16 protein-coding genes are annotated in these 19,795 nt (G+C 58.5%); 5 read left to right on the forward strand and 11 right to left on the reverse strand.

Going from position 1 to position 19,795, the window contains the following annotated elements; genetic code table 11:
- Nucleotides 1-4: 4 nt before the first annotated feature.
- Nucleotides 5-571: a CsiV family protein gene (locus ACZZ0A_RS16090; protein ID WP_095114304.1), complete on the forward strand. Its 567-nt coding sequence runs from the start codon at nt 5-7 to the stop codon at nt 569-571.
- 11 nt (nt 572-582) lie between these two features.
- Nucleotides 583-3,273 carry a DEAD/DEAH box helicase gene (locus ACZZ0A_RS16095; RefSeq protein WP_463543449.1) on the forward strand — a complete coding sequence of 897 codons (2,691 nt, stop codon included), beginning with the start codon at nt 583-585 and terminating at the stop codon, nt 3,271-3,273.
- A gap of 148 nt (nt 3,274-3,421) precedes the next feature.
- On the opposite strand, the gene ACZZ0A_RS16100 is transcribed toward ACZZ0A_RS16095, so the two are convergent.
- The 4 genes from ACZZ0A_RS16100 to ACZZ0A_RS16115 form a co-directional block, all read right to left on the reverse strand.
- Complete coding sequence (locus tag ACZZ0A_RS16100) at nt 3,422-6,715, reverse strand: DEAD/DEAH box helicase (RefSeq protein WP_463543450.1); 3,294 nt, start codon at nt 6,713-6,715, stop codon at nt 3,422-3,424.
- A gap of 9 nt (nt 6,716-6,724) precedes the next feature.
- Entirely contained in the window at nt 6,725-7,462 is a 738-nt protein-coding gene (locus ACZZ0A_RS16105) for an S-methyl-5'-thioinosine phosphorylase (RefSeq protein WP_007910483.1), read from the reverse strand.
- Between the two features lie 12 nt (nt 7,463-7,474).
- Nucleotides 7,475-8,485 carry a beta-N-acetylhexosaminidase gene (nagZ, locus tag ACZZ0A_RS16110; protein ID WP_007910482.1) on the reverse strand — a complete coding sequence of 337 codons (1,011 nt, stop codon included), beginning with the start codon at nt 8,483-8,485 and terminating at the stop codon, nt 7,475-7,477.
- 158 nt (nt 8,486-8,643) lie between these two features.
- Nucleotides 8,644-9,351, reverse strand: a complete 708-nt coding sequence (locus ACZZ0A_RS16115; protein WP_007910473.1) for a TetR/AcrR family transcriptional regulator — start codon at nt 9,349-9,351, stop codon at nt 8,644-8,646.
- A 229-nt stretch (nt 9,352-9,580) separates the two neighbouring features.
- Between ACZZ0A_RS16115 and lexA the strand changes: the two genes are divergently transcribed.
- On the forward strand, nt 9,581-10,189 hold the full coding sequence (gene lexA, locus ACZZ0A_RS16120) for a transcriptional repressor LexA (protein WP_003226590.1): 609 nt from the start codon (nt 9,581-9,583) through the stop codon (nt 10,187-10,189).
- Between the two features lie 10 nt (nt 10,190-10,199).
- On the forward strand, nt 10,200-10,673 hold the full coding sequence (gene sulA / locus ACZZ0A_RS16125; protein WP_007910472.1) for an SOS-induced cell division inhibitor SulA: 474 nt from the start codon (nt 10,200-10,202) through the stop codon (nt 10,671-10,673).
- A 94-nt stretch (nt 10,674-10,767) separates the two neighbouring features.
- Here sulA and ACZZ0A_RS16130 read toward each other — a convergent pair whose 3' ends face one another.
- From ACZZ0A_RS16130 to ACZZ0A_RS16160, 7 genes are all read right to left on the reverse strand, one after another.
- The gene (locus ACZZ0A_RS16130) at nt 10,768-11,001 is read right to left on the reverse strand and encodes a hypothetical protein (RefSeq protein ID WP_007910471.1); all 234 of its coding nucleotides are present in this window, start codon (nt 10,999-11,001) and stop codon (nt 10,768-10,770) included.
- A 106-nt stretch (nt 11,002-11,107) separates the two neighbouring features.
- The gene (locus ACZZ0A_RS16135; protein WP_007910470.1) at nt 11,108-11,632 is read right to left on the reverse strand and encodes a DUF6586 family protein; all 525 of its coding nucleotides are present in this window, start codon (nt 11,630-11,632) and stop codon (nt 11,108-11,110) included.
- A gap of 143 nt (nt 11,633-11,775) precedes the next feature.
- Nucleotides 11,776-14,406 (reverse strand): type I DNA topoisomerase, encoded by a 2,631-nt coding sequence (topA, locus tag ACZZ0A_RS16140; RefSeq protein WP_007949671.1) that lies wholly within the window; start codon nt 14,404-14,406, stop codon nt 11,776-11,778.
- A gap of 114 nt (nt 14,407-14,520) precedes the next feature.
- On the reverse strand, nt 14,521-14,757 hold the full coding sequence (locus ACZZ0A_RS16145; protein WP_007910467.1) for a DUF1653 domain-containing protein: 237 nt from the start codon (nt 14,755-14,757) through the stop codon (nt 14,521-14,523).
- Between the two features lie 99 nt (nt 14,758-14,856).
- Complete coding sequence (fadA, locus tag ACZZ0A_RS16150) at nt 14,857-16,032, reverse strand: acetyl-CoA C-acyltransferase FadA (protein WP_007910465.1); 1,176 nt, start codon at nt 16,030-16,032, stop codon at nt 14,857-14,859.
- A gap of 29 nt (nt 16,033-16,061) precedes the next feature.
- Nucleotides 16,062-18,209 (reverse strand): fatty acid oxidation complex subunit alpha FadB, encoded by a 2,148-nt coding sequence (gene fadB / locus ACZZ0A_RS16155; protein ID WP_007910463.1) that lies wholly within the window; start codon nt 18,207-18,209, stop codon nt 16,062-16,064.
- Between the two features lie 528 nt (nt 18,210-18,737).
- Nucleotides 18,738-19,175, reverse strand: a complete 438-nt coding sequence (locus ACZZ0A_RS16160; RefSeq protein ID WP_007910461.1) for a hypothetical protein — start codon at nt 19,173-19,175, stop codon at nt 18,738-18,740.
- Between the two features lie 103 nt (nt 19,176-19,278).
- On the opposite strand from ACZZ0A_RS16160, the gene ACZZ0A_RS16165 reads away from it, so the two are divergent.
- Nucleotides 19,279-19,716: a universal stress protein gene (locus tag ACZZ0A_RS16165; protein ID WP_007910454.1), complete on the forward strand. Its 438-nt coding sequence runs from the start codon at nt 19,279-19,281 to the stop codon at nt 19,714-19,716.
- Nucleotides 19,717-19,795 lie beyond the last annotated feature (79 nt).

Below are 19,795 nucleotides of genomic sequence, written 5' to 3' on the forward strand. Positions count from 1 at the left end.
CCCAATGCGCCTGTTTCGTTCGCTGACTTTGCTACTCACCTTGGTAGCACCCTCGGTTTTCGCCGATGACCTGTATCAGGTCGAAATGATTCTGGTGCGCCAGAACGCCGTACCGGCCATCGTCAGCCGCGCCGCGCCGGAAGACTGGGCCGCTGGCGCCCAGCGCTTGGGCGACGACAGCAAGCGCACGCCTGCGCTGAATGACGTTGTCAGCAAGCTTACCGCCAGCGGCGACTACAGCGTGTTGATGCACAAGGCCTGGCAGCAAACCCTTGGCGAAGCACCGGCAAAAGTTGCGGTCAGCGACGGTCAGGAACAGTTCGGTCAGTTCCCGATCGAGGGCACGCTGGAAATGAAACTGGGGCGTTTCACCGACGTGAGCGCCGATTTCTGGGTCAACCAGATCGACAGCAACGGCATGGTCACTGCCAGCGAACGCCTGAAACAGGACAGCCACACCAAGAACGGCCAACTCAACTATCTCGACAACGGCCATCTGGCCCTGCTGATCAAGATCACTTCCCTGACCGCACCTGCGCCACGGGAAGCGCCTGAAGCGATTCCGGACTGATCGAAGTCCTTATGAACCCGCCGCTGAGTAAACCGTTGGCGCCCTCCTGGGTCAGCCGATTCAAGGAACAGAGCCTGGAACGTGGCCGACGCTACGCCCTGGAAAATCGAGTACGCATCGCCCAGGTCGGCGATGCAACGATCACCGCCAGTTGTGAAGGCTCTGGCGGTAACGTTTACCGTCAGACCATTCACCTGCGCGAGTCAGCCAAAGGCACCTTGCTGCTGGTCGATGCCGGCTGCACCTGCCCCGTTCGCAGCAACTGCAAACACTGCGCAGCGGTACTGCTGAAAGTGCAGGAAACCCTTGATTACCCCGCCGCTGCGAAAGACGCCGAGCTGTTGGAGAAACTTCAAGCCGTGCTGGAGAATCGTGGCCCGAAAGCACCGCCGCAAGTGCTGGTCGATAATGTTCAGCCGCTGCCGCGGCTGTGGCTGGCCAGCGTCGAATTCAGCGCTTTCGAACCACGCAACGGCAAGATGCAGCGTTATATTCAGCATCGCGCGGCGCTGTCGTTCAGCTATCTCGACGAATACGTCAGCGGGCAGAAGAACAGCGACATTCTGATCCGTCAGGAAACCCAGACGCTGCGGATAAAACGTCACCCGGAAGTCGAACAGTCCTACCGCGAACAGTTAAGAATCCTCGGCTTTCGTATCGCCACTCGCCAGAGCAAAGCGCTGCCGGAGAGCGCGGGCGAGCTGTACGAAATGGTCAACGATAGCGCCTGGCTGACGTTCACCCTTAACGATCTGCCGAAACTGCGAACGCAGGGCTGGGAATTGCAGATCGATGAAGAGTTCGGCTTTGACCTGACCGCTGTGGATGACTGGTACGCCACAGTCGAGCAGGCGCCGGAGCGTGACTGGTTTGATCTGGAGTTGGGGATCATCGTTAACGGTGAGCGCCTGAGCCTGCTGCCGATCCTGCTCAATCTGATGCGCTCGCATGCGGAGATTCTCAATCCCGAACGCCTTGCGCGCCGCCGCGATGACGAGCTGATTCTGGTCAACGTCCCACAACGCAACATTGAGCACGGGCCACTGCAGGTGGCGTTGCCGCTAGGCCGGCTGAAACCTGTGCTGATGACGCTCGGCGAGTTCTATTTGCAGGAGCCGGGCGAAACCACCCTGCGCCTGAGCAAGGCGGACGCTACGCGACTCAACTCGCTGGAAGGCATTCCGCTACTGTGGGAAGGCGGCGAGCAGATCCGCACGTTCGCTCAACGTCTGCGAGACATTCGTGATTTCAGCGTTGAAGCGCCGAAAGGCTTGAATGCGACGCTGCGCCCGTATCAGCTTGAAGGCTTGAGCTGGATGCAATCGCTGCGACAACTGGAAGTCGGCGGGATTCTCGCGGACGACATGGGTCTGGGTAAAACCCTACAGACCCTGGCGCATATTCTCAGCGAGAAAAACGCCGGGCGTCTCGATCGACCATGCATGGTGGTGATGCCGACCAGCCTGATTCCAAACTGGCTGGATGAGGCGGCGCACTTCACCCCGCAACTGAAAGTAGTCGCGCTGTACGGCGCCACTCGCAAGAAGCATTTTGACAACCTGGGTGACTTCGACCTGATCCTCACCACCTACGCGCTGCTGCCCAAGGACGTCGAACGGCTGGCCAAGCAGCCGCTGCACGTATTGGTGCTGGATGAAGCGCAGTACATCAAAAATCCGAACAGCAAAGCCGCTCAAGCCGCGCGCGAGCTTAATGCACGTCAGCGCTTGTGCTTGAGTGGTACGCCGCTGGAAAACCACCTGGGCGAGTTGTGGTCACTGTTTCACTTCCTGTTGCCGGGCTGGCTTGGCGACGTGAAAAGCTTCAACGCCGATTACCGCGTGCCGATTGAAAAGCGCGGCAGTGAAGTCAGACTTCAGCACCTCAACGGTCGGATAAAACCGTTTCTGCTGCGCCGCACCAAGGAACAAGTGGCCACCGAGTTGCCGCCGAAAACCGAGATCATCCACTGGGTCGATCTCAACGAAGCGCAGCGCGATGTGTATGAAACCATGCGCCTGGCAATGGACAAGAAAGTCCGCGACGAGATCACCCGCAAAGGCGTGGCGCGCAGCCAGATCATCATTCTGGAGGCGCTGCTCAAGTTGCGTCAGGTTTGCTGCGATCTGCGCCTGGTCAACGACGCCACCCTGCCCGCTCGCGGCAGCACCTCCGGCAAGCTCGACAGCTTGATGGAAATGCTCGAAGAACTGTTCGAGGAAGGCCGGCGGATCCTGCTGTTTTCGCAATTCACCTCGATGCTGTCATTGATCGAAGACGAGCTGAAAAAACGTAACGTTTCCTACGCGCTGTTGACCGGCCAGACCCGCGATCGACGGACGCCGGTGAAGGAATTCCAGAGTGGCAAGCGTCAGATCTTTCTGATCAGCCTGAAGGCTGGCGGTGTCGGCTTGAACCTGACGGAAGCGGACACGGTGATTCACTACGACCCGTGGTGGAACCCGGCGACCGAAAATCAGGCGACGGATCGTGCGTACCGGATTGGTCAGGAAAAGCCGGTGTTCGTTTACAAGATGATTGCCCGGGGTACGGTGGAGGAGAAGATTCAGCACCTGCAGAAGGAAAAGTCCGACTTGGCGGCGGGCGTGCTGGATGGGCGCAAGGCCGGGGACTGGAAGTTGCAGAGTGATGATATCGAAGCGTTGTTTGCGCCCCTGCCGGACAAGCTCGACAAGCGTTGAGATTTGCGTAGCCGGTTAGATAGCTATCGCTGGCAAGCCAGCTCTCACAGGTATCGAGTTGGAACACAGTTTTGTGTACGACTCAAAACCCTGTGGGAGCTGGCTTGCCAGCGATGGGGCCATCAGATATTGCTCTATTACTTAGGGCTCAGCCCTTGGCAACAGGCAACGGCGCAAACAGCGCCTCAATGTCACTCTGCTCCAGCTTCCAGCCACCCGTCGTCCCGCCTTCAAGCACCGCCCCGGCCAACGCTGCTTTCTCCTGCTGCAGCGCCTGTATTTTTTCCTCTACTGTGCCGCGAGCGATCAGCTTGTAAACGAATACCGGATTGTTTTGCCCGATTCGATAGGCACGATCGGTGGCCTGATTCTCCACTGCCGGATTCCACCAAGGGTCGAAATGGATCACCGTGTCCGCAGCGGTCAGGTTCAAACCGGTACCCCCGGCCTTCAGACTGATCAGAAACAGCGGCACCTTGCCGCCCTGAAAGTCCTTCACTGGCGTGCGCCGATCCGTGGTGTCGCCGGTCAACAACGAATAGGCAATGTCACGTTGCTGCAATTCTTCCTCGATCAAGGCAAGCATTGAGGTGAACTGCGAGAACAGCAGGATCCTGCGACCTTCGCCGAGCAGTTCTTCGAGCATCTCCATCAAGCTGACCAGCTTGCCACTGCCGGAGCGCAGTGCCTTCGCCGTCAGCGGCATCTTGATCAGACGCAAGTCGCAACAGACCTGCCGCAGCTTGAGCAAGGCATCAAGAATGATGATCTGACTACGCGCCACGCCACTGCGGGCAATTTCGTCGCGGACTTTTTTGTCCATCGCCACGCGCACCGTTTCATAGACGTCGCGTTGGCCGTCGCTGAGATCAACCCAATGGACAATCTCGGTTTTCGGCGGCAACTCGGTGGCCACCTGATCCTTTTTGCGGCGCAGCAAAAACGGCTTGATGCGCGCTGTCAGGTGCTGCATGCGCTGAACATTGCCGTGCTTCTCGATTGGCGTGCGGTAATCGCGATTGAAGGACTTGCTGTCGCCAAGCCAACCGGGCATGAGGAAATGAAACTGCGACCAAAGCTCGCCCAAATGGTTTTCCAATGGCGTGCCGCTCAGGCACAAGCGCTGGCGGGCCTGCAAGTCGCGTGCGGCCTGCGCGGCTTTGCTGATCGGGTTTTTGATGTTCTGCGCTTCGTCGAGAATCAGTACGCTCCACAGCTGCGGCTGCAAGGTCTCCAAATCCCTTGGCAGCAACGCGTAAGTGGTCAGTATCAGATCGTACTCAGCCAGATCAGCGAAATCCTTTTGCCGCCCCGAGCCGTGCAGCGCCAATACTTTCAACTGGGGGGTGAAACGCTCGGCCTCGTCGAGCCAGTTGGGAATCAGGCTGGTCGGCATCACCGCCAGAGCCGGACAATCAAGGCGACCGGCGTGTTTTTCCGTGAGCAGATGCGCCAGGGTTTGCAGCGTTTTGCCCAGCCCCATGTCATCGCCCAGAATGCCGCCGACCTCAAGCTCGCGCAGGGTCTGCATCCAGTTCAGGCCTTCGAGCTGATACGGGCGCAGTTGCGCGTTAAGGCCGGCCGGCGCAGCGACCTGGGTGTGACTGGAATTCTGCAAGCGCTTGGCGAAGGTGCGCAGCCGCTCGCCACCCTGCCAATCCAGCGGCACGCCATCGAGCATACTCAAGCGCGCGGCATCCGGGACACTCAAACGCAGTGCATCGCCCTGATGACCGCCCAGGTACAACTCGCCCAGCGCGGTCATCAGCGGTTTGACCCGGCTCAGCGGCAGCGCGACCTTGTCGCCCGAAGAGTCGCCAAAACCACTGGGCTTGAGTTCGATCAGGAGTTTTTCGTCATCGCTGCGTTGTGCCAGATTGACCGGGTCAAGCAAGCGCGGCTGGGTGCGCAACAAGTGCAGAAGGATCGGCAGCAAACTGTAGCGCTGGCCATTGACGACGATACCCAACTGCAAATCAAACCACTGATGCCCAGCCTCTTCTTCGACCTCGGCGTACCAATGCTCAACCGGTTGCACATTGAAATGAAAGCCGGGACTCATCTCCACTTCCCAGTTCGAGGCGCGCAACGTGGCAAGCCCTTCGTGCATAAACCCGAGCCAGGCGGAATCATCCGCCAACGTGAACATCTCGCCGGGACGATCCAGCGAACTCTTGCGCGTGGTTTTCTTGAAGCCGAGCCTTTGCAGGATCTGGCGCAGTTTCTTTTCCACCGCAGGCTGGCGTTGAATGCGCTGGGTTTCGGTGCCGTTGAGGATCATCACTTCCGGGTTGCGATCCACCGTCGGCTGGCCGTTGTAGGTAAATACCAGAGCGGCGCGGTGCTCCAGAACGTATTCCCAGCGCGAGCGCTCCCGACCGCTGACGAGGGTCAGTTGTGGCTGAGGAAGTACGTCGTCGATGATCCGTTCGGTCAGCTGGTGTGGCGGCGGGATTCTCGTCGCGGCACTCATGCGATGGCTGAACTGCATGGCCTGACGCGCCGGAATGTCCGGCGCCAGAGTCAAATGGCTGGCCAGTTTTTCTTCCAGTTCATTGAACAGAGGGCCAATCTGCCGCTGTTCACGATCCAGGTAATAAAGCGGCTCCAGCGCCAGCACAGTTTCCTGCGCCGCCTCGGCACTGCTCCACTGCGCGCGGAAACCGCCGTCGGCCTGCTCGGCCCAAGCGAACTGGCCGATGCGCTTCGCGCCCGGCACCAACGGTCGCAGATCCTCGAAATCGAGGAACAGCCGCGAGGTACGCAGGAGCATTTCCAGCAGTTCGGCGCCGCTGCTGCCTTCCAGCGGATAGCCGCTGTAATAGGCGTGGTGAGAGTGCATGGCAACCAGCAGCCTGGCGACACGCAGATCCATCTCGGACAGGTAGCCGGGCTGACGCATGAGCATTTCCGCCAGCGAATACATCGGTTTGACTTCGCGTAACTCGCCGCTCTTGAGCTGGGAAACCTTGAAAATATCGAGCAGCCACTTGCCGCTCACAGGCGTTGGCTTGAGTTTGTAAAACAGGCGCGTGCCTGCGGTTTGCGCGCCTTCTTCGGCAGGCTTGGCCGGAACGGGGATGGTCGAAAGCCAATGTTCCAGCGCCCGACCCAACGGGATCTGTGCGTCACTTTCAGACGCTTCATGATCACTGCCCTGCAGGTGATAGAGCACCGCAGCGCAGTGTTTGCAGTCGATTGAGACAGGACAGGTGCACAGGCAACGCAAGTTGACAGAACCCAGCCGATCTTCGGACAGGTAAATGGTTTGTTCATACGCCTGATTTTCCGAACCGACGCAGAACGCCTCAATCTTTCTGTCATCGATTTCGATGATCTCTACCCGATCATCAGCGGCATAAGCCCGGGCCTTGGCCAGCGCGCCGCTAGTGAATGCCCGGGGCCAGGCCAACGACTTAAGCCGTTCGATGAGAATGCTCATGGGCAGTCCTTAGCCAGCCAGCACCCGCGCCAACGCCGATTTCACCTTACCCATGCCGTCATGCAGCGCCTGCTCGATCTCGGCCATGGTGATCACTTCCGTGGTCTTGCCCGCCGCCGGATTCACCACCAGCGCCAGACAGGCGTAATCCAGATCCAGCTCGCGGGCCAGTGCGGCTTCCGGCATGCCGGTCATGCCGACGATGTCGCAGCCATCACGTTCCAGACGCACGATCTCGGCGACCGTTTCCAGACGCGGGCCTTGGGTACAGGCGTATACGCCTTGATCGCTGTACTCGCAGCCCTCGGCAGCTACCGCGGCAATCAATTGCTGACGCAGCGGCTCGCTGTAAGGAAAGCTGAAGTCGATGTGGGTGACATGCTCCAGATCATCGGCGAAAAAGGTGTGCTCGCGCCCGCTGGTGTAGTCGACGATCTGGTGTGGCACGCAGAAATGTCCTGTGCCCATGGCCGAATGAATCCCGCCCACGGCGTTCACCGCGATGATCGCTTCGGCCCCGGCCTGCTTCAGCGCCCACAGGTTGGCGCGGTAGTTGACCTTATGCGGCGGGAAGCGATGCGGGTGACCGTGACGGGCGAGAAACAGCACTTCCTTGCCGGCGTATTCGCCAATCTGCACGTCGGCCGACGGCGCGCCGTAGGGCGTGTCCACTGCCAGCGATTGGCGAATGGTCAGGCCTTCGAGTTGGGTCAGGCCGGTGCCACCGATGATTGCGTAAACCGTCATAGCGAAAAATCCTTAATCGATCAGTTGAGCGTCTTTGAGCGCGCCAATGGCGGTGAGCCAGCGCGGATCCTGACGGTAGTCGGTGCTGGCGAAGGCCTGACCGCGCATGCGCGCGATTCGGGCCGATGGCTTGACCTTCATACGTTGTGCGGCGCTCAGGGCCAGTTCGGCAGCGGCGCGGTCGTTGCACACCAGGCCCATGTCGCAGCCGGCAGTCAGCGCAGCCTCGATACGACTGGCGGCGTCGCCGACCACGTGGGCACCGGCCATCGACAGGTCATCGCTGAAGATCACGCCGTCGAACTGCAATTCGCCGCGCAGAATGTCCTGCAACCAGCGCCGGGAGAAACCGGCTGGCTGCGAATCCACCTGCGGATAGATGACGTGCGCCGGCATGATCGCGGCCAGTTGTTTGCTCAGTTTGGCGAACGGCACGAGGTCGTTGGCGCGGATTTCGTCGAGGCTGCGCTCGTCATTCGGAATCGCCACGTGGGAATCGGCTTCAGCCCAGCCATGACCGGGGAAGTGCTTGCCAGTAGCGGCCATGCCAGCGCTGTTCATGCCGCGAATGAATGCGCCGGCGAGTAACGCGGCGCGCTCAGGATCGCCTTCGAACGAACGGGTGCCGACCACGGCGCTGCGCTGGTAATCCAGATCGAGCACCGGGGCGAAACTCAGGTCGAGACCGACCGCCAGCACTTCGGTAGCCATGATCCAGCCACATTGCTCGGCGAGGTATTCAGCATTCGGGTTGTCGGCGATCGCGCGCATGGCCGGCAGCCGCACGAAGCCCTGACGCAGACGCTGCACGCGACCGCCCTCCTGATCCACTGCCAGCAAAAGATCCGGGCGAATTGCGCGAATCGACGCACTCAGCTCACGCACTTGGCGCGGATGCTCGATGTTGCGCGCGAAAATGATCAGGCCGCCCACTTCGGGCTGACGCAACAATTGGCGATCTTCGGCCGTCAGCCAGGTACCGGCGACGTCCACCATCAACGAGCCTTGCAGGCCAGCAGTCATAGAGATTCCTTGAAAACGAAAAACCCGATCCGCAACAAATCGCTACCGTGAGCCATGCTCGGCAGGTCGGCAATTTCTATGGATTTCGGGTTCAGAACGAGAGTCGGCATGGGCGGCTAGCTTAGCGGATACAAGCTGCCGCGCCCACCCGTGCGCGGTTAAACCTTGGCGGCGACCGGCGTAGACTTGCTGCGCGGACGCAGTTGCGCGGTGGCCATCGCGGCGTCAGTGACACCGGTTTCGGCGCGCATGCCCGCAGCGAGGAACGGCACCATCAGGCGCATCACTTGCTCGATGGAGGTGTTGACGCCGAAATCGGTCTCGGCGATCGCGCGCAAGGCCTTGATGCCGGACATGCTGAACGCGGCGGCGCCGAGCATGAAATGCACGCGCCAGAATAGTTCGATCGGCGGAATGCGTGGTGCGGCTTCGTTGACCAGCAGCATGTAGCGACGGAACACCTTGCCGTACATGTCTTCCAGGTAACGGCGCAAGTGGCCCTGACTCTGGCTGAACGCGAGACCGAGCAGGCGCATGAAGATCGACAGATCGTTGCCGCTGCGTGGTTGAACCACGAGCGCCTGCTCGACGAGGATTTCCAGCAGTTCTTCGAGCGTCGGTTTGTTTTCAGGCTTGGCCTGACGGCGCTCCAGTTCCTTGTCCAGGCTGATGCAGAACGGCCCGAGGAAGCGCGAGAAAACCGCCTGAATCAGCGCTTTTTTCGAGCCGAAGTGATAGTTCACTGCTGCCAGGTTGACGCCAGCCTTGCTGGTGATTAAACGCAATGAGGTTTCAGCGAAACCTTTCTCCGCGAACAACTGCTCGGCAGCATCAAGAATGCGTTCAACGGTTTCCGACTGGGCCATGGCTACTCCGCCTGACAAACACTTGTTTGAAACATACGTTTCAGCCTGTGCCTTGTCAAGCCCGCCTGTTCGTTTTGGGAATGGTCGGTCAGCTATTTAACCACACAAGCCCAGTGCATTAATAAGCACGAAAGCCGACCGTCCGGCGGCGCAGGAAAAAACGGGCATTGCCAAGGGCGATTCACTGTATATAATCCCAGTCACTGTATAAAAAGACAGAGCGATCAATATGCTAAAGCTGACGCCACGCCAAGCCGAGATTCTGGCCTTTATCAAACGCTGCCTCGAAGACAACGGCTACCCGCCAACCCGCGCGGAAATCGCTCAGGAACTGGGTTTCAAATCGCCGAACGCGGCTGAAGAACATCTCAAGGCACTAGCCCGCAAAGGTGCCATCGAGATGACCCCTGGCGCTTCTCGCGGTATTCGCATTCCCGGCTTCGAAGCCAAGGCCGACGACTCCACTCTGCCGATCATTGGCCGGGTCGCTGCCGGCGCGCCAATCCTCGCCCAGCAGCACATCGAAGAATCCTGCAACATCAATCCGGCCTTCTTTCATCCACGCGCTGATTATCTGTTGCGTGTACACGGCATGAGCATGAAGGACATCGGCATTTTCGACGGTGACCTGCTCGCCGTGCACACCACCCGCGAAGCGCGCAATGGCCAGGTCGTCGTCGCCCGCATCGGCGATGAAGTGACGGTCAAACGCTTCAAGCGTGAAGGCAGCAAGGTCTGGCTGATTGCCGAAAACCCTGAGTTCGCCCCGATCGAAGTCGACCTGAAAGATCAGGAACTGGTGATCGAAGGCTTGAGTGTCGGCGTCATTCGCCGCTAAAGGAGGCTTTATGCAGTTCCCACACACCCCTCAGCAAACACAACTGCCTTTATTCGAAGCGTTTCTGGCGCAACCGATGGCGCCGATCCTGAAAGACGTGGTCGAACGCCCTTGGAATGCCGAACCCGAAGTATTCAGTGAGCTGTCACTGCGCGGTGCTGCCGGGAACTGCCTGAACCTGCTCGCCCCGATCCTGCGCGAACTCAGTGAAGATCAGGACGCGCGCTGGCTGACGCTGATCGCACCACCTGCCAGCCTGACCCAGACATGGCTGCGAGATGCCGGGCTGAATCGCGAACGCATTCTGCTACTGCAACCAAGGGGCGCTCAGAGCGCTCAACAACTGGCGTGCGAAGCTCTGAAGCTGGGTCGCAGTCATACCGTGGTCACTTGGCTCAACCCGCTAAACACCCACTCGCGGCAACAACTGATCAGCGCTGCACGCACGGGCGACGCTCAGAGTCTAAACATCCGCTTGGGTTGATTGCTGGCAGCACGCGCTGTGTGAAGCGCAGGGCTTCTCCAGGGACAGAGAAGCCGATCTGAAGCGGTAACGTCAAACAGTAGAAAGGCGGGGATCAATGAAGAACCCGCGGCCCCTCTTCCTTATCAAACTCGCCTTCGACCATACGACCGGCCATTTGCACGCCGACGCTCAACATCGCTTTAGCGATTTCCACATGCTGACCTTGCAGGAACGCCTTGGCATCGTCGGAGAAATCCAGCGTCACCAAAGAACCCTCGTCCTCAGCCCTGCGCAGTTCGATTCGGCCGTCTGGTAACTCGACAATTTCTAGAAAGGACGTTGGCATAAAGGTCTGTTCTCCACGAAAGGCAGGCATTATATAGACATCATTCAGGCTTCGCTCGGGATCTTGACCAGCAGCATGTTTCAGATTGCCACCGTGTCAATCGCCCTCAGCACTCGTTCAAGCCTTCGCGAAAACGTATCGCCAGACCTTTCAAGTTCTGCCGCCAGCTCTCCAGCTCCTCTCGACTCAACTCTTCCGGCGCTTCCTCTTCATCCAGATTAATCGCCTGAATCAACGGCTGAGTCACATCCCCTTTCGGTTTGTGTGGCACCCGTGGCGGCTGGAACAGCGCCGAATGCGCAGCCAGCAGTTTTGCCAGCCAGGTTTCAGAGTTGCCCGCCAACTCAACCATTTCGGCGAGTTCAGGAATCGCAATCGACTCCAGCACTTCACGCGTCAGCAGCATCTCAGCCCGTGGCGCATTGGCCTGCGGCAGACGATAGAAACCCGCGATCTCGTGGCAAAGACCCAGCAAGGCGCCGTACAGGTGAAACAGCGCCGATTCACGTCCGGCCTGAATCAACGCCAGTGAATTCATCGCCCGCCCCTCCTCAGCGCGAGCCAAGGCTTCGAGCGACAGGCCAGCGAAATAGATCTTCTGATTGGTACGGGTATAGAGTTCGTGAGCCATGACGGCGCTCCCCACAACGAAATAATTGCTTCACACAGGCCGGACAGTGTCATGGATCAGCCGATCCCACCGCAAGCACAAAACAAAAAGGCCGCATGAAAACCCAAGGGTTCTCATGCGGCCTTTCAGTATCAGGCTAATGCTTATTCAGCTTTGGCCTTCGTACGCTTGTCTTCAACCGTCCACTTGCCACCGTCGTAGTAAGCTTTCCAACCAGTAGGCTTGCCGTCGACTTCAGTCTGCACGTATTGCTCCTTGGTCTTGCGGCTGTAGCGGATGACCGCTGGCAGACCATCAGGATCCTTCTTCGGCGCGTCGCAGAGGAAGTGGTACTTCGGATCGATTTCGTCCTTGTGCGGCACAATCTCGATCACCAGCGGAGCGCGGGTTTCACGGTTTTTCGGGAACTGGCTGGCGGCCAGGAACAGACCAGAGGCACCGTCACGGAGGATGTAGGTGTCGTTGACCTTTTCGCATTTCAGCTCAGGCATCTTCACCGGATCCATCTTCGGCGGCGCTGCATCACCGCTTTTCAGCAGTTTGCGGGTGTTCTTGCACTCAGGGTTGGTGCAGCCGAAGAACTTGCCGAAACGGCCAGTCTTGAGCTGCATCTCGCTGCCGCACTTGTCGCATTCCAGGCTCGGACCTTCGTAGCCCTTGATGCGATAGCTGCCCTCTTCGATTTCGTAGCCAGCACAATCCGGGTTGTTACCGCAGATGTGCAGCTTGCGCTTCTCGTCCAGCAGGTAAGCGTCCATCGCCGTGCTGCAGATCGGGCAACGATGCTTGCCACGCAACACCAGCGATTCCGACTCACCTTCGTCGTCCGCAGCGATTTCGTCGCCCGGCACCAGGTTGACGGTGGCCTTGCAGCGTTCTTTCGGCGGCAGGCTGTAGCCTGAGCAACCAAGGAACACGCCGGTCGACGCAGTACGAATCTGCATCGGACGGCCGCAAGTGGTGCACGGAATGTCGGTCATGACCGGCTGGTTGGCACGCATGCCGCTGTCCGGGTTTTCGGCTACTTCGAGCTTCTTTTTGAAGTCGCCGTAGAACTCGTCCAGCACACTTTTCCAGTCGCGCTCACCCTGTGCCACGTCATCGAGATTCTCTTCCATGCCGGCAGTGAAGCCGTAGTCCATGAGGTTGGAGAAGCTTTCCGACAGACGCTCGGTGACGATGTCACCCATCTTTTCCGAATAGAAACGACGGTTGTGCAGGGTCACGTAGCCGCGATCCTGAATGGTCGAGATGATCGCAGCGTAAGTCGAAGGACGACCGATGCCACGTTTTTCCATTTCTTTAACCAGGCTCGCTTCCGAGTAACGCGCCGGCGGCTTGGTGAAGTGCTGGGACGGATCGAGCTTGATCAGCTTCATCACGTCGCCCTGCGCCATATCGGGCAGAACGTCGTCATCACCCGGCTTGGCAATTTGCGGCATAACGCGGGTGTAACCGTCGAACTTGAGGATACGACCCTTGGCACGCAGCTCGAAATCGCCAGCACCCACGCTGACGGTGGTCGACAGATATTGCGCCGGCAGCATCTGGCAAGCGAGGAACTGGCGCCAGATCAACTCGTAGAGACGCTCAGCGTCACGCTCCATGCCTGCAAGCTTGCTCGGAATGGTGTTGGCGTCGGACGGACGAATCGCTTCGTGAGCCTCTTGTGCGCCTTCCTTGCTGCTGTAGACGTTTGGCGTTTCCGGCAGGTACTTCTTGCCGAACTCGTCTTCGATGTAAGTACGCGCCATCGTCACGGCATCAGCCGAGAGGTTGGTCGAGTCGGTACGCATGTAAGTGATGTAGCCGGCTTCGTAGAGACGTTGGGCCATCATCATGGTTTTCTTCACGCCGAAGCCCAGGCGGTTACTCGCAGCCTGTTGCAGTGTCGAGGTGATGAATGGCGCCGAAGGCTTGCTGCTGGTCGGCTTGTCTTCGCGCTTGACGATGCTGTAGCTGGAAGACTTGAGCTTCTCCAGCGCGGCCATGGCCTGGGCTTCGTTGAGCGGCTTGAAGGCCTCGCCTTTCTCGCGAGCCACTTCGAAACGCACGGTCGAGCCTTTGGTGGTGCCGAGATCGGCATGCACTTCCCAGTACTCTTCCGGGTTGAATGCACGGATTTCACGCTCACGCTCGACCACCAGCTTCACGGCAACCGATTGCACGCGACCGGCAGACAGGCCACGGGCGATCTTCGCCCACAGCAGCGGCGAGACCATGTAACCCACAACGCGGTCGAGGAAACGACGGGCCTGCTGAGCGTTGACACGATCGATGTCCAGCTCGCCCGGTTCCGAGAAGGCTTCCTGAATCGCCTTCTTGGTGATTTCGTTGAACACCACACGCTTGTAGCGGCTGTCGTCACCACCGATGGCTTCGCGCAGGTGCCAGGCAATGGCTTCCCCCTCGCGATCCAAGTCGGTTGCGAGATAGATGGTGTCAGCATCTTTGGCGAGCCGGCGCAGCTCTTCGATGACCTTCTCTTTACCCGGGAGGATCTCGTACTTGGCTTTCCAGCCATGATCGGGATCGACACCCATACGCGAGACCAGCTGCTTGCGCGCTTTCTCTTTCGGCGAGAGCACCGGACCTTCGCCCGCAGCAGCCTTGCCGCGCTTGGCGGCTGGCTCTTTGCTGGCGCTAGCCGAACCGCTGGTGGGCAGGTCTCGGATATGGCCGATACTCGACTTCACCACGTATTGGTTACCCAGATACTTGTTGATGGTCTTGGCCTTAGCCGGGGATTCCACAATGACCAGCGATTTGCCCATGGATCAGAAAATTCCTGAATTCTAGAAGTGAAAGGCGGTTGGCGCCTGACGCGGCACCGCTATATATAGTTGATACAAGGTGAGGTCAAGCACAGGGTTCTGTGCACACTCGCCTCATGCCTTGGAAAAAAGGCTCGGTTCGGCTTGCACCAAAGCAAAGCGTGGCACCTGCTCGCCGTCAACCTCGACCGACTCGAGAAACATGCTCAGAGGGCGCACCCAAAAGCCGTAATCGCCATACAGGGCTTGGTAAAAGACCACTTCTTCTTCGGTCTCGGAGTGCCGCGCAACACTGAATACGCGGTACTGCGGACCTTTGTAATGTTGGTAGAGCCCAGGTTGTATCGGCATGGTTTGGCCCTCACTCAAATTTTTTCAAAAATAAAAACAAAATAAATCCACAAAAACAAAAACCGGGGCACTTGGCCCCGGCTTCCATCGACGAGACGCTTAAACGCGTTCGAAGACGGTGGAGATGCCTTGGCCGAGACCAATGCACATAGTGGCCACCCCGAAGGTGCCGCTATTCTGCTTCATCACGTTCAGCAAGGTGCCGGAAATACGGGCACCGGAGCAACCGAACGGGTGACCCAGGGCGATCGCGCCGCCGTGCAGGTTAACCTTCTCGTTCATCTTGTCGAGCACTTTCAGATCTTTCAGCACTGGCAGGGCCTGTGCGGCGAACGCTTCGTTGAGCTCGAAGAAGTCGATATCGTTGATCCCAAGGCCCGCACGCTTCAGGGCTTTTTGTGTCGCCGGAACTGGACCATAGCCCATGATCGCCGGATCCACACCCGCCACTGCCATCGAACGGATAACCGCCATTGGCTGGATACCCAGGTCCTGTGCACGCTGCGCCGACATCACGATCATGCACGAAGCACCATCAGTGATCTGCGACGAAGTACCGGCAGTCACGGTGCCGCCCTTTGGATTGAAGGCTGGCTTGAGAGCCGCCAGACTTTCCAGGGTGGTTTCCGGACGAATGGTTTCGTCATAGTCGAACAGTTTCAGGAAACCGTTCTCGTCGTAGCCTTGCATCGGAATGATTTCGTCTTTGAACTTGCCTTCCACAGTTGCCTTGTGGGCCAACTGGTGGGAACGCACGCCGAAAGCGTCTTGCTGTTCGCGAGTGATGCCGTGCATTTTGCCGAGCATTTCCGCGGTCAGGCCCATCATGCCCGAGGCTTTCGCCGCGTACAGCGACATGTGCGGGTTCGGATCGACACCGTGCATCATGCTCACGTGGCCCATATGCTCGACGCCGCCAACCACGAACACGTCACCGTTACCGGTCATGATCGCTTGCGCAGCGGTGTGCAATGCGCTCATCGACGAGCCACACAGACGGCTGACGGTCTGGCCGGCCGAGGTGTGCGGGATCTGGGTCATCAGCGACGCCATGCGCGCGATGTTCCAGCCCTGCTCCAGGGTCTGGTTGACGCAGCCCCAGATCACGTCCTCGACTTCAGCAGGATCAACCTTGGCGTTGCGTTCCAGCAGTTTGCTGATCAGGTGCGCCGACATGTCTTCAGCGCGGGTGTTGCGGTGCATGCCGCCCTTGGAGCGGCCCATCGGAGTACGACCGAAGTCGACAATCACGACGTCTCTAGGATTCAAGCTCATAAGTTCACTCTCACTCTAGTTGGGGGCGCTTAACCGAAGAAGCTCTGGCCGGTTTTGGCCATTTCACGCAGCTTCGCGGTCGGGTGGTACAGCGCGCCCAAATCAGCGTACTGGTCAGCCAGGGCAACGAACTCGGCAACACCGATCGAATCGATGTAGCGCAGCGCACCGCCACGGAATGGAGGGAAACCGATACCGTAAACCAGACCCATGTCGGCTTCGGCGGCGGTTTCAACGATGCCGTCTTCCAGGCAACGCACGGTTTCCAGACACAGCGGGATCATCATCCAGTTGATGATGTCTTCGTCAGTGACTTCGCGCTGCTCGTAAACGATCGGCTTGAGCACTTCCAGCACCGACGGATCGGCGACTTTCTTCTGCTTGCCTTTCTTGTCGGCCTCGTAGGCGTAGAAGCCTTTGCCGTTCTTCTGGCCCAGGCGCTTGGCTTCGTACAGCACGTCGATGGCCGAACGACGGTCATCCTTCATGCGATCCGGGAAGCCTTCAGCCATCACGTCACGACCGTGGTGACCGGTGTCGATGCCGACCACGTCCATCAGGTACGCCGGGCCCATCGGCCAGCCGAATTTTTCCATGACCTTGTCGATACGGACGAAGTCCACACCGGCGCTGACCAGCTTGGCGAAACCGCCGAAGTACGGGAACAGTACGCGGTTGACCAGGAAGCCCGGGCAGTCGTTGACGACGATCGGGTTCTTGCCCATTTTCTTGGCGTAGGCAACGGTGGTGGCAACAGCCAGCTCGCTGGACTTCTCGCCACGGATCACTTCCACCAGCGGCATCATGTGCACCGGGTTGAAGAAGTGCATGCCGACGAAGTTTTCCGGACGCTTGAGGGCCTTGGCCAGCAAACTGATAGAAATTGTCGAGGTGTTGGACGCGAGGATGGTGTCCTCTTTGACCTGACCTTCCACTTCAGCCAACACGGCTTGCTTGACCTTCGGGTTCTCGACCACAGCTTCGACAACCAGATCGACGTGACCGAAGTCGCCGTAGGACAGGGTCGGACGAATGGCGTTGAGCACTTCAGCCATTTTCGCAGCGGTCATGCGACCTTTATCAACGCGGCCAACCAGCAGTTTGGCGGCTTCGGCCAGCCCCTGCTCGATACCGTGCTCGTTGATGTCCTTCATCAGGATCGGCGTCCCTTTGGAAGCCGACTGATAGGCGATACCGCCACCCATGATGCCGGCGCCGAGTACAGCGGCCTGCTTCACGTCTTTGGCGATTTCGTCATAGGCCTTGGCCTTTTTCTTCAGCTCCTGATCGTTCAGGAACAGACCGATCAAGCTCTGCGCGGCAGAGGTCTTGGCCAGTTTGACGAAACCGGCGGCTTCGACTTCCAGCGCCTTGTCACGACCGAAGTTCGCGGCTTTCTGGATGGTCTTGATCGCTTCAACCGGTGCCGGGTAGTTCGGACCAGCTTGACCGGCAACGAAACCTTTGGCGGTTTCGAAAGCCATCATTTGTTCAATGGCGTTCAGCTTGAGTTTTTCAAGTTTCGGCTGACGCTTGGCCTTGAAGTCGAACTCGCCGGAGATGGCGCGTTTGATCAGTTCAAGAGCGGCTTCCTGCAGCTTCTCCGGAGCAACCACGGCGTCGACGGCGCTGACTTTCAGGGCGTCTTCAGGGCGGTTTTCCTTACCGGAGGCAATCCATTCGATGGCGTTGTCGACACCGATCAGGCGCGGCAGACGCACGGTGCCGCCGAAGCCTGGGTAGATGCCCAGTTTGACTTCCGGCAGACCGATCTTGGCCTTGGTCGACATGACGCGATAGTCAGCCGCCAGGCACATTTCCAGACCGCCGCCCAGTGCGATGCCATTAATGGCCACTACGGTTGGGACATTGAGGTCTTCGAAATCGCTGAAGATCTTGTTGGCTTCGAGATTGCCAGCAACCAGCTCGGCATCCGGCAGCTTGAAGTTGTCGACAAATTCGGTGATGTCGGCGCCGACGATGAACACGTCCTTGCCACTGCTGACGATCACGCCCTTGATCGAAGCATCTGCCTTGATGGTGTCTACGGCCTGACGCAGTTCGTTCAGGGTTAGACGGTTGAACTTGTTGACGGACTCACCCTTGAGGTCGAATTTCAATTCGACGATGCCACTTTCAAGAGCTTTAACCGTGATGGCTTTACCTTCGTAAATCATCAACTGATCTCCACGATATGGAAGCTGAACAGTACACGTCGGACGCAGGCGAATGGCTCGGCAGGACGCTTTTTCGTCGATGCTAACGCCAATCCACCCGGCACACCCGCCAACGCGATAGTCGGGATTCTGTAGGAGCAGTCTGTAAGACAAACGCTCAATTCATACGCCCGTTTGATTTGGGTACGTCACCTTCACGGAATTTCCAACAATTGTCAATCGCCCAAAATACGGGTTGAAATGCGACTTTGCGGTCATTTCCGTCAGACGAAGACCCGCAACACGCGTCGGCATGTGAAGCCATTCATAGAATCAATAGTTAGAAAAGTCGCCCTAATTCGCGGCGGCCCTTGTTTAAAGGGCTACGCTGGGAGGACTACAGAGAAATGCGCTGAGCGCTCCAGGCCCCATCAGCATCAAAAAAGGTTTCCGGCCTGCCTGGCCAACCCAGCCCGATGAATCATGTCGGGCTTTTTATTGCGCGTCTGCCGGACGTTTCACACCATTGCAGTGCGAAAAGTCCGCGCGTCACGCCAGCGCTTTCAGAGTGGCGTCGATATCCTGCAAAACCGTCGCTTCACCCTTCTCGCCCCAATACAGAGCGATCATCTGCTTGTCTGCCTCGACTTTGAAAACGTTGCCCGGCAACTTTTCGAAATGATTGAGCAGCGCACGATCCTCACAGACTTCCTGCCATTGATTGACCCATACACCCGGCGATTTCTGCCAGTAAGTCCAGCAGACGGGCTGCTTGCTACGGCGCGGTCGATGATATTGCGCACACGGGTTCGGCGGCTCTTGCGCCAGCCAGTGCGGCCATTCCTGAGGGGCCAGCTGCATGGCCAGACCGATGCGTCGCGCCTCCATGCGCAGGGCGATGCGACCGCTTTGCGCGCGCGATGGGCGCAGCCACGCCAGCGGACTTAAAACCACCAGCAGGATTGACACCACCAACCAGACCGTCATATCTCTATTCCCAATTCTTGGTGAGCGCATTGTGTCACTTTGGAACCAATGCGCTTGAAACCAGCCATACTTAACAATATTGAAACCTCACGAGGAGCACCTCATGCCCTACCACCACATCCTGGTCGCCGTAGATCTGACCGAAGAGTGCGACCCTGTGATTCACCGCGCCCGAGAGCTATCGGTGAGCAATGGCGCCAAGCTGTCGCTGGTGCATATTGTCGAGCCGATGGCCATGGCGTTCGGCGGCGACGTGCCGATGGATCTGTCACAACTGCAACAACAGCAGTTCGATCAGGCCAAGGAACGCCTCGAGCGCCTGAAACTCAAGTACTCCGAGCTCGAAGGCGCCAATTGTCACCTGACTTATGGCCAGCCACGCCAGGAAATCCATCATTTCGCCAAGGAACAAGCATGCGATCTGATCGTGGTCGGCAGTCATGGCCGTCACGGTCTGGCGCTGTTGCTCGGCTCGACCGCGAATGACGTGCTGCACGGCGCGCCATGCGATGTATTGGCGGTACACTTGGTCAAACGCTGAAATACCATTCCATGCAGGAGTGAGCCTGCTCGCGATAACGTTCTGACAGTCGACGAGTTCGTTGAATGCTAAACCTCTA

The sequence above is a fragment of the Pseudomonas sp. AC242 genome, from assembly GCF_979258655.1.

Bases quoted from the DNA above. Each gene is read 5' to 3' on its own strand.
- ACZZ0A_RS16090 (WP_095114304.1), top strand. From the start codon at position 5: ATGCGCCTGTTTCGTTCGCTGACTTTGCTACTCACCTTGGTAGCACCC.
- ACZZ0A_RS16095 (WP_463543449.1), top strand. From the start codon at position 583: ATGAACCCGCCGCTGAGTAAACCGTTGGCGCCCTCCTGGGTCAGCCGA.
- ACZZ0A_RS16100 (WP_463543450.1), bottom strand. From the start codon at position 6,715: ATGAGCATTCTCATCGAACGGCTTAAGTCGTTGGCCTGGCCCCGGGCA.
- ACZZ0A_RS16105 (WP_007910483.1), bottom strand. From the start codon at position 7,462: ATGACGGTTTACGCAATCATCGGTGGCACCGGCCTGACCCAACTCGAA.
- nagZ (WP_007910482.1), bottom strand. From the start codon at position 8,485: ATGACTGCTGGCCTGCAAGGCTCGTTGATGGTGGACGTCGCCGGTACC.
- ACZZ0A_RS16115 (WP_007910473.1), bottom strand. From the start codon at position 9,351: ATGGCCCAGTCGGAAACCGTTGAACGCATTCTTGATGCTGCCGAGCAG.
- lexA (WP_003226590.1), top strand. From the start codon at position 9,581: ATGCTAAAGCTGACGCCACGCCAAGCCGAGATTCTGGCCTTTATCAAA.
- sulA (WP_007910472.1), top strand. From the start codon at position 10,200: ATGCAGTTCCCACACACCCCTCAGCAAACACAACTGCCTTTATTCGAA.
- ACZZ0A_RS16130 (WP_007910471.1), bottom strand. From the start codon at position 11,001: ATGCCAACGTCCTTTCTAGAAATTGTCGAGTTACCAGACGGCCGAATC.
- ACZZ0A_RS16135 (WP_007910470.1), bottom strand. From the start codon at position 11,632: ATGGCTCACGAACTCTATACCCGTACCAATCAGAAGATCTATTTCGCT.
- topA (WP_007949671.1), bottom strand. From the start codon at position 14,406: ATGGGCAAATCGCTGGTCATTGTGGAATCCCCGGCTAAGGCCAAGACC.
- ACZZ0A_RS16145 (WP_007910467.1), bottom strand. From the start codon at position 14,757: ATGCCGATACAACCTGGGCTCTACCAACATTACAAAGGTCCGCAGTAC.
- fadA (WP_007910465.1), bottom strand. From the start codon at position 16,032: ATGAGCTTGAATCCTAGAGACGTCGTGATTGTCGACTTCGGTCGTACT.
- fadB (WP_007910463.1), bottom strand. From the start codon at position 18,209: ATGATTTACGAAGGTAAAGCCATCACGGTTAAAGCTCTTGAAAGTGGC.
- ACZZ0A_RS16160 (WP_007910461.1), bottom strand. From the start codon at position 19,175: ATGACGGTCTGGTTGGTGGTGTCAATCCTGCTGGTGGTTTTAAGTCCG.
- ACZZ0A_RS16165 (WP_007910454.1), top strand. From the start codon at position 19,279: ATGCCCTACCACCACATCCTGGTCGCCGTAGATCTGACCGAAGAGTGC.